This is a genomic window from Leekyejoonella antrihumi (assembly GCF_007845645.1).
Classification (GTDB): domain Bacteria; phylum Actinomycetota; class Actinomycetes; order Actinomycetales; family Dermatophilaceae; genus Leekyejoonella; species Leekyejoonella antrihumi.
Window position 1 is genome coordinate 118,106 of record NZ_VCQV01000011.1, and the last position, 9,447, is coordinate 127,552.

Annotated in this window: 8 protein-coding genes; 7 read left to right on the forward strand and 1 reads right to left on the reverse strand. The window is 68.9% G+C overall.

Annotated elements, in window-relative coordinates; translation table 11 throughout:
• Positions 1–128: 128 nt before the first annotated feature.
• From FGL98_RS10115 to FGL98_RS10140, 6 genes are read left to right on the forward strand one after another with little or no spacing between them, the layout of a single operon-like run.
• Positions 129–1,331 carry a cysteine desulfurase family protein gene (locus tag FGL98_RS10115; protein WP_146316636.1) on the forward strand — a complete coding sequence of 401 codons (1,203 nt, stop codon included), beginning with the start codon at positions 129–131 and terminating at the stop codon, positions 1,329–1,331.
• Entirely contained in the window at positions 1,331–2,407 is a 1,077-nt protein-coding gene (gene mnmA / locus FGL98_RS10120) for a tRNA 2-thiouridine(34) synthase MnmA (protein ID WP_146316637.1), read from the forward strand. Before FGL98_RS10115 ends, mnmA begins: the two co-directional genes overlap by 1 nt.
• Before the next feature lie 56 nt (positions 2,408–2,463).
• Positions 2,464–3,369, forward strand: coding sequence for a septum formation family protein (locus FGL98_RS10125; RefSeq protein WP_186526088.1), 906 nt, complete (start codon positions 2,464–2,466; stop codon positions 3,367–3,369).
• Between the two features lie 3 nt (positions 3,370–3,372).
• Positions 3,373–4,410: a uroporphyrinogen decarboxylase/cobalamine-independent methonine synthase family protein gene (locus tag FGL98_RS10130; protein WP_246136486.1), complete on the forward strand. Its 1,038-nt coding sequence runs from the start codon at positions 3,373–3,375 to the stop codon at positions 4,408–4,410.
• A 6-nt stretch (positions 4,411–4,416) separates the two neighbouring features.
• Positions 4,417–6,528 carry an NAD-dependent DNA ligase LigA gene (ligA, locus tag FGL98_RS10135; protein ID WP_146316639.1) on the forward strand — a complete coding sequence of 704 codons (2,112 nt, stop codon included), beginning with the start codon at positions 4,417–4,419 and terminating at the stop codon, positions 6,526–6,528.
• On the forward strand, positions 6,525–6,986 hold the full coding sequence (locus tag FGL98_RS10140; protein ID WP_146316640.1) for a mycothiol transferase: 462 nt from the start codon (positions 6,525–6,527) through the stop codon (positions 6,984–6,986). Before ligA ends, FGL98_RS10140 begins: the two co-directional genes overlap by 4 nt.
• 168 nt (positions 6,987–7,154) lie before the next feature.
• Here FGL98_RS10140 and FGL98_RS10145 read toward each other — a convergent pair whose 3' ends face one another.
• Positions 7,155–9,011, reverse strand: coding sequence for an HNH endonuclease signature motif containing protein (locus tag FGL98_RS10145; RefSeq protein ID WP_146316641.1), 1,857 nt, complete (start codon positions 9,009–9,011; stop codon positions 7,155–7,157).
• Between the two features lie 74 nt (positions 9,012–9,085).
• On the opposite strand from FGL98_RS10145, the gene FGL98_RS10150 reads away from it, so the two are divergent.
• A complete protein-coding gene (locus FGL98_RS10150) occupies positions 9,086–9,325 on the forward strand; it encodes a glutaredoxin domain-containing protein (protein ID WP_146316642.1) in 240 nt (79 codons plus the stop codon).
• Positions 9,326–9,447: the final 122 nt, after the last annotated feature.

Below are 9,447 nucleotides of genomic sequence, written 5' to 3' on the forward strand. Positions count from 1 at the left end.
GGTCCTCCTGAGGTGGTTGAGGTTCGTTGGCGGTCACCAGTGCCCCGGGGCCTGCCGGTTCGCTGCCCGGCACAGTCTGACAAACCCACCGGGTCGGTGCGCACTCGGTGGGGCCGTAAACTCAGGTGGTGCCTGCGACGACCTACCTCGACCATGCTGCCACGAGCCCGGTGCTGCCGTGCGTCGTGGAAGCGGTGACCCATCAGCTGGGTCAGGTGGGCAACGCGTCCTCGCTGCACGCCACCGGGCGGGCGGCCCGCCGGGTCGTCGAGGAGTCCCGAGAGCAGATCGCCGACGCGCTGGGTGCGCGACCGTCCGAGGTGATCTTCACCTCCGGTGGCACCGAGTCGGACAACCTGGCGGTCAAGGGCAGTTTCTGGGCACGACGGGCCGAGGATCGGCGCCGCGACCGGCTGATCATCGGCGCGATCGAGCATCACGCCGTCCTCGACTGTGTGGAGTACCTCGTCCGCCATGAGGGGGCGCAGGTCAGCTGGATCACGGTCGACGAGCAGGGCCGAGCCGACCCGCAGCAGGTGCGCGACCTGATCGAGGAGGACCCGGAGTCGGTGGCGCTGGTCAGTCTGATGTGGGCCAACAACGAGGTCGGCACCGTCGAGCCGGTGCACGAGGTCGCGCAGGTGGCGCACGAGCACGGCATACCGTTCCACACCGACGCGGTGCAGGCCATCGGCCAGCTCCCGGTGGACTTCGCTGCGTCGGGCGCCGACCTGCTCTCGCTCACCGGGCACAAGTTCGGCGCGCCACTGGGAGTGGGTGCCCTGCTGACCCGGCGGGACGCGACGCTGGTGCCGTTGACCCACGGCGGTGGGCAGGAGCGTCAACTGCGCAGCGGAACCCTCGTCGTGCCGGCCATCCGTGGCCTCGCCGTGGCCACCACCTACGCGACCGAGCACCTCGAGTCGGAGCAGGATCACCTGGTTGTGCTGCGCGACAAGATGATCCAGGGGGCCATCGACCAGGGGTTCGACATCCGGGTCAACGGGCCGCACCAGGTGGGCGACGTGACGCACCGGCTGGCGGGCAACGTGCACCTGCGGGTGCCGGGGTGCGACGGCGACTCCCTGCTCTATCTGCTGGATGCCGCCGGGGTCGAGTGCTCCACCGGGTCCGCGTGCCAGGCCGGCGTGCCGCAGCCGAGCCACGTCCTGCTGGCGATGGGCGTGCCGGAGGAGGACGCCCGCGGTGCTCTCCGGCTGACGCTGGGGCACACCTCGACGGACGCCGACGTCACCGCATTTCTGGCGGCGCTGCCTGCCGCGGTCGAACGCGCCCAGCGGGCCCACGACACGACACGAGGAGGTTCCTGATGCGAGTTGTCGCTGCCATGAGCGGCGGGGTGGACTCGGCGGTTGCCGCTGCGCGGATGGTCGAGTCCGGCCACGAGGTCGTCGGCGTGCACCTCGCGCTCTCCCAGTCCGCCGCAACCCTGCGCGAGTCGGCGCGGGGCTGCTGCACCATCGAGGACGCCGGTGACGCCCGGCGGGTCGCCGATCGCATCGGCATCCCGTTCTATGTGTGGGACATGGCGCAGCGGTTCCGGCAGGACGTCGTCGAGGACTTCATCCGGGAGTATGCCGCCGGCCGGACCCCCAACCCGTGCCTGCGATGCAACGAGCGGATCAAGTTCTCTGCCCTGCTCGACAAGGCCGTCGCCCTCGGCTTCGATGCCGTGGCCACCGGGCACTACGCCCAGATCGTCGACGATGAGTCCGGCCGAACGCTGCACCGGGCCGTCGACATGGCCAAGGACCAGTCGTATGTGCTGGGCGTCCTGGACGCCGAGCAGCTGGCCCGCGCCTTCTTCCCACTGGGGGACACGACCAAGCCGCAGATCCGGCAGGAGGCCGCCGAACGCGGCTTCTCCGTGGCGAAGAAGCCGGACAGCCACGACATCTGCTTCATCGCGGACGGCGACACCAAGGGCTGGTTGACGCGGCGGCTCGGGGAGGCGCCCGGGCCTATTGTGGACACCGACGGCGAGGTGGTCGGCGAGCATGACGGAGCGTTCGCCTACACCGTCGGCCAGCGACGGGGTCTCGGTCTGAAGGTGCCTCGCTCGGACGGCGCGAAGCGGTATGTCGTGGACGTCCAGCCGAAGTCGAGCACCGTGGTCGTCGGCACCGAGGATCTGCTCGGAGTGGACGTGATCGAGGGAGACCACCTGCGCTGGTGCGGTCCGCGCCCGCAGGGCGAGGTGCACGTCGGGGCGCAGCTGCGCGCCCATGGTGAGGAGTTTCCGGCCGTCGCGCGCGCCGAGGGCGACACCGTCGTCGTGCGGCTGGACCGACGAGCCAGGGGAGTGGCGCCGGGCCAGTCCGTGGTGTTGTACGACGGCACGCGGGTGATTGGGTCGGCCACGGTGGCCTCCAGCACCCGGGCCTGACCAAGTACTGTTGCCCAGCGTCGAGGGAGCTGGGCGAAGCCGTGAGGAAAACCATGATGAAGAGCAAGACCGTCCTGACCGTGGGCACCAGTCTGGCAAGCCTGCTGCTCGTGGCGGGCTGTGGCAGCGGAGGCGGGCCCACGGTGGGCGCCGCGAGCGGCCCGTCCGCGCAGCCGTCATCCGGCGGCGCCCCCGGTTCGCCGAGCGCCTCCAGCACGTCGCCGAGCAGTTCTCCGAGTCCGACCAGCACGGCGGTGAGCTTCAAGGCGGGCCAGTGCCTCAACGACCAGCCGTCGTGGACGGACGTGCCCTGCGACGGTCCGCACTTCTATGAGGTCGCCAGTGTCGTCAAGGACTCGAAGTACGCCGGCGACCTGGTCAAGCGCGCCGCCTACCGCAGCTCGGTCTGCGACGAAAAGGTCGGCGAGTACCTCGACGGCCCGGCCTACGGCAGTCTGCTGCTCGGGGCGCCACTGCCGGTGGCGGCCGATCCGGACAACAGCCGCCAGATCGTGTGCGTGGCCTCCCAGCAGAAGGCCGACGACAGCGGGGTCGTGGCTCGCACCAGCAGCCTCAAGGGCGCGCTGAGGGGCAACGGCTTCTTCGCGTATCGGATGTGCCTGGACGGAAAGGCGAGCTCCTCGGCGAACGTCAAGCTCGTCTCGTGCACGGGGCCGCACGTGTCCGAGGCAACCTACGGATTCATCATGGGCAAGTGGGGCGACAAGTTCCCGGGCGCGGCCTCGATCAACCAGACGTCGCTCAACACGTGTGAGGCCAAGGACAAGGCCTACGTCGGTGGCGTGACGCGGGACGACATCAGCTTTGCGCAGAACAGCTCGGGTCAGGGCCCGTGGGACAAGGGGCACCGCCTCACCGTCTGCTTCGTGCAGGTCAACAGCGGCACGGTCACCGGGACGATGCGAAACCTCAGGCACAAGTCGATCTCGTCGATTCGCTGATCTGTGACCACGTCGTCGATTCGGGCCACCGGGGTCGGGTCCTGGCCGGGCGAAGATGCTCGAGCCGCGAACCACCGCGTGCGGGACATTCTTGCCGGTGACCATCTGCCCTACCTGCCCGAGCTGCCGGGCCGCGGCCCAGGGTCGGACCTCGTCGGTCGCACGGCGGCGCGGCTGTCCGGCCTGGCAGTCGACCTGCAACCGTCGGGGTGGCGGCTGACCGACGCGCCGGGCAGGGACGCCCGGCGCGGGCGCGGCTATCTGAGCACCGATCTCGACGAGCTGGCGGAGGCGTACGACGGGTATGCCGGGCCGCTCAAGGTGCAGCTGGCCGGGCCGATGACTCTCGCGGCGGCGATCCGACTGCCGCGTGGCGAACGAGCGGTGTCGGACCCGGGCGCCGTGCGCGACATCGTGCAGTCGCTGGCAGAGACGGCGCCGGCACACGTTGCCGACTGCGCGCGAATGGTGCCCGGCGCCCAGATCGTGCTGCAGCTGGACGAGCCGGGACTGACGGCGGTCCTGGCCGGTGCGCTGCCGACCGACTCGGGATTCGGTCGGCTCCGTGCACTCGAGTCGGAGACGGTCCGGGAGCTGCTGACACGCGTGGTGGAACCCGTTGTCGCGCAAGGCACACCGGTCGTCCTGCACAGCTGCTCGGCCGACGTCCCGCTGGCGCTACTGCGACAGGTGCCGCACCTCGCAGTGGGACTGGACACCGCCTTGCTGCAGACCGCGCAGTGGGAGCAGATCGCCGAGCAACTGGACTCTGCCGATCCAGTCGACGACCTGCACAGGCCGTTCTGGTTCGGGATGGTGCCGACCGACTCCGCCGCGCGACATCCGAGAGAGCACGTGACGCCGTTTCTCGAGGTCGGCCACCGCATCGGCCTGGAGCCGTCCGCGCTGCTGCCCGCGATCGTGACACCGGCCTGCGGACTGTCGGCACGCACGCCCGACGGGGCCACCCACGTCACCCGGCTCACCGTCGACGCCGCGCAGATGCTCGGCGAAGCAGCCGACGGGATGTCGCACCTGTAGGGCAGGATGAGGGCTGTGAGTGACAGCGACATTCCAGACGACGCACGACACGAGTGGGCCGATCTCGCCGAGCAGGCACGCGATCATCAGTTCGCCTACCACGTCAAGGACGCACCAACGATCAGTGACGGGGAGTACGACGCCCTGATCGGGCGACTACGGGCCCTGGAGGACGACCATCCGGCGCTGCGGTCGCCGGACAGTCCGACCCAGCAGGTGGGCGCCATGGCGTACAACACCGACTTCGCCGCCGTCGAGCATGTGGAGCGGATGCTCAGTCTGGACAATGCTTTCAGCCAGGAGGAGCTCGTCGCCTGGGCGGCGCGGGTTGAGCGGGAGGCCGGCGGGGCGAGCGTGCACTACCTGTGCGAGCTGAAGATCGACGGGCTGGCAATCAACCTCCTCTACGAGAAGGGCCGCCTGACCCGTGCGGCCACCCGTGGGGACGGCCGTGTCGGCGAGGACGTCACGATGAACGTGCGCACCATCGAAGGCATCCCACACGTGCTGCACCCCGGCGATCACCCGGTGCCCGATCAGGTCGAGATCCGTGGTGAGGTCTTCTTCCCGGTCGAGGCGTTCGAACAGCTCAACGCGCAGCTGGTCGAGCAGGGCAAGTCGCCCTTCGCGAATCCGCGCAATGCGGCTGCGGGTTCTCTGCGGCAGAAGAACCCGCGGGTGACTGCGAGCCGCCCCCTGCACATGCTGGTCCACGGCATCGGCAGCCATGAGGGGTTCGAGGTGAGCCGGCAGAGCCAGGCGTATGACGTGCTGTGTGCCTGGGGCCTGCCGGTGTCGACGCACTACAAGGTCGTCGACTCGATGGCGAAGGTGCAGCGCTATGTCGAGAAGTTCGGCAAGGAACGCCACTCGGTCGAGCACGAGCTCGACGGAGTGGTTGTCAAGGTCGACGAGGTCAGTGTGCAGCGGGTGCTCGGGTCCACCTCGCGGGCGCCGCGGTGGGCCATCGCCTTCAAGTACCCGCCGGAGGAGGTCAACACCAAGCTGCTCGACATCCAGGTCAACGTCGGGCGCACTGGGCGGGTGACTCCCTTCGGAGTCATGCAGCCGGCGAAGGTCGCCGGCTCCACCGTCGAGATGGCTACTCTGCACAACGCATTCGAGGTGAAGCGCAAGGGTGTGCTGATCGGGGACACCGTCGTGCTGCGCAAGGCCGGTGACGTGATCCCGGAGATTGTCGGGCCGGTGGCCGAGCTGCGCGATGGCAGCGAGCGGGCGTTCGAGATGCCGACACACTGCCCTGCATGCGGCACCGAGCTGGCCTACGAGCGGGAGGGTGACAAGGACATCCGCTGCCCGAACACCCGCCACTGCCCATCGCAGCTGCGCGAGCGGTTGTCCAGCCTCGCCGGGCGCGGTGCCTTCGACATCGAGGTGCTGGGCTGGGAGGGAGCCGTTGCACTGCTCGACAGCGGTGTGCTGGCTGACGAGTCGACGCTCTTTCGCCTCACCCGCGACGATCTGGTGAAGGTGCCGATCTTCACCAGATCGGCCAAGAAGTCCGATCCGGTCGAGGACATCGTGGACGGCAAGGTCCTCTCGGCGAACGGACGCCGACTGCTGGACAACCTGGACCATGCCAAGGAGCAGCCGCTGTGGCGAGTGCTCGTGGGCCTGTCGATCCGGCACGTCGGCCCCACCGCGGCGCGGGCGCTCGCTACGGAGTTCGGATCCGTTGCGGCGCTGCGGGAGGCAGAGGTCGACCAGATCGCTGCCACCGAAGGGGTCGGTCCGACCATCGCCGAGGCAGTTAAGGAGTGGTTCACCGTCGACTGGCACCGGCACATCGTGGAGAGCTGGGCGCAGGACGGGGTCCGGATGGCCGACGAGCGCGACGAGTCGATCGAGCGCACTCTGCAGGGGCTGACGATAGTGGTCACCGGGTCGTTGGACGGCTACTCGCGAGACCAGTCGAAGGAAGCAATCATCAGCCGGGGCGGCAAGGCCTCCGGATCGGTCAGCAAGAAGACCGACTTCGTTGTCGCCGGAGCAAATGCGGGCTCCAAGCGGACCAAGGCCGAGGAGCTCGGGGTGTCGATCCTGGACGAGGACGGATTCACCGAGCTGCTCGCACACGGACCGGAGGCAGTGTCATGACCGGTCAGGTGCAGGTGCTCGACGTGCTGAACTTTATCGACCACGCGATGGAGGGCATGATCACGACGCTGGAGTCGCTCGGTGACGACCTCGTGAACCGTCGGCCGAACCTGCCGGGCGCCAACTCGGCATACGCCATCGGCACGCACTGCTGTGGGGTCATGGAGTATTGGGGTGGCCAGGTGTTGGCGGCGCGTGACATCGAGCGCGATCGCGACGCCGAGTTCGTTGCGACCGGTGAGGTGCAGGACCTCGCCGTGCGTATGCGGGAGCACGGAGCTCAGCTCAGCCGGGACTTGCGTGGGTTCGACGGTGCCGCGCCGCCCAATGGGCCTATTCGTGAACGCGACAAGGGCAGATACCCGACGCAGGGAGCGGTGCTGATGCACATCTATGAGGAGCTGGCCCAGCACAGGGGCCACCTCGACCTCACCGCCGACCTCGTGGGCGAACGGTAGATGCCCGACGAGCGGCGAACAGCCAGTGCCAAGCCGACATGAGTGCGGTGCTGCAGGCCTGCAGTGGCGTTTTTGTGTTGGTACTCAAATGAGTTACGCGGGAGGGCTCGCCCTGCGGCACGAGACTCGCCGGCACGAGACACGCCGGCATCACGTGCGTAAGGGGTTCTAGTCGGTTGGTGCCGGGTGCTGTCCCGCGCCGTCGGCGTCGTGGCTGTCCGACTCGACGGGTGCCCCAGCGGTGACGTGCAGGTCGGCGGTGACGTCGAGGGTGCCGGGGTGGGTGGTGTATTCGCGGCCGGAGGGACTGACCCAGGTGCTGGTGCCGTCGGGGGTCATGGTGACTTGCCAGCGGGTTTCGTGCTTGGCGCGGTGATGGTGCCGGCACAAACATTGCAGGTTCGCGGGCTGCGTGGGTCCTTGTGGCCAGGGGATCACGTGGTCGACGTCGCAGAACTTTGCGGGCCTCTCGCAGCCGGGGAACCGGCAGTGTTGGTCTCGCAGCATCACGTGGCGGCGGATCGCCGCGGTCGGCCGGTAGGTGGTCGCCCCGGTCTCCAGGATGGTGCCGGTGTGCCAGTCGACCAGGGCCCGGGTCACGGTGGTGCCCAGGGTGCGGATCATCTCTTGGACGGCTTCGGCGGGGATCACCCCGATCCCGGGGATCTCCACATCGGGTAGGCACAACGGTCGGTGCCCACAAGGTGGCGGCGGTGGTTGGTCGGGCGGGCCTGCCTCGGGTGGATCTGGTTCGGGTGGATCTGGTTCGGCTGGTCGGTGGGGGTCTTCGTCGGGTGGCGGTGCGCCCGATGAGCACGCAGCGCCGCTGCTGCTCGTGGTGTCGGTGCTGTCTGCGCCAGAGCAGTCGTCGTCAGGGTGGTGGTGGTCGAGGTCGATGATCAGGTCTCGCAGGGCGGCGTCCCAGTTGTAGTCGGCCAGCAGGTCGGACAGCACCTGCTCGACCGGACTCGCCGGCCCGCCGGCGGTGCCGGCGGATCCACCGGCGGTGCCGCCGTCGCTGGCCGGTGGTGGGTCGTTGACGGCGCCGGCCTTGACCGGGACCAGGACGTTGACGATGGTCTGCACGTCGGCGTGGCCCAGGATCAGGTCACACAGCGCGTCCGCGCGGCACTCACCCAGCGTCTTACCGGTCGTGGAGTCTTGGTGCAGCTGCCGGGCCAGGTCGTCCACGGCCTGAAACGCGGGCAGCGCGTCCTTGGTGGGCAGGATCGCGGTCCACTCAGTGAGCCCGTTCTCCGGCCCGGGCCGGGTAAACACCCCGATCTCCTCTTTGGTGCGCTTCGTCCGGGCAGTCTTCGCCGCGGGCGGGTCACACCGGCGGACCAGGGTGCGGGCCCGGTTACGGGCCTGCCGCGAGGTCCACGAGCACAGCCCGCGGCCCAGGAGCAGGTCCTCCACCTGCGCGCACGTGACATCGGGCGCTTCGGCCAGTTCCCAGGTGACCTGCGCGACCCGGGTCGTGTCCAGGCGCCCGGCGCCCATCTCATCCAATAACCGGGGGGTTTTGGTGACGGCGTCGACGGCTTCCTCGATGCGGCGGGTGGCCTGCATCGGTCCCCAGCACATCACCGGTGCCAGGTCCACATCGGCGAACTCGCCCACGTGGCCCAGTTCATGCGCGCACTCCCGCGGCCCCGCACCGTCCGGACCGTCAGCGTTCGGGCCGGTGTCTGGGGTGGTGTCTGGGGTGGCGCCGAGGTGCAGGGTGAGAGTCTCGGTGGTCGCCGCGTACTGCGCCACCCGCACGTGCTGGATCGCGCTGGCCGTGTTGATCAGCGCCTGCGCTGCCTGGATCTGGTCGAGCAGCCCGGCCTTGTCGTGGTGGGACCGGTCGGTCTTCGCGTGCGAGAACACCGACCGGGACAGCCACCCGATCACCTCCAGCGCCCGGTCTGTATCGATGACCAAAGTCTCCGGATCCCGCCCCAGCAGCGCGGTCGCAGCAGCCAGCCACTCGGGAGCCGTCTGACTCTCGGTGACCGGGTCGCCCGCTGCTTCCTTCATGCCCTTATCGTACTGATGTCCACTGACAACCACCCCGACCACGAAGGCGAGGCCGGGCCTGCGACGATTGCGATATGGCTGACAATGTCGTGATCTACTGGCGGCCCGGGTGCCCGTTCTGCATGACGCTCAAGATGGCCGTGCGGGACCGTGTGGAGCGCGCGACCTGGCGCAACATCTGGGAAGATCCCGAAGCTGCTGCCTACGTCCGCAGCGTCAACGACGGCAACGAGACCGTGCCTACCGTCGTCATCGACGGGGTGCCACACACGAATCCGAGCCCGCTGAAGGTGCGCAAGGCCCTCGGCGACTAAGAGATTCCGCGGATAGGCGCGGTCATTGCGGCGTGTCACGCAGCGAAGCAGGCACAGGCCCCGGTAAAAGACGGGTTGTCGAGACTCGCCAACATCACCGGGAGGGCCTGTGCCTGCCGTGC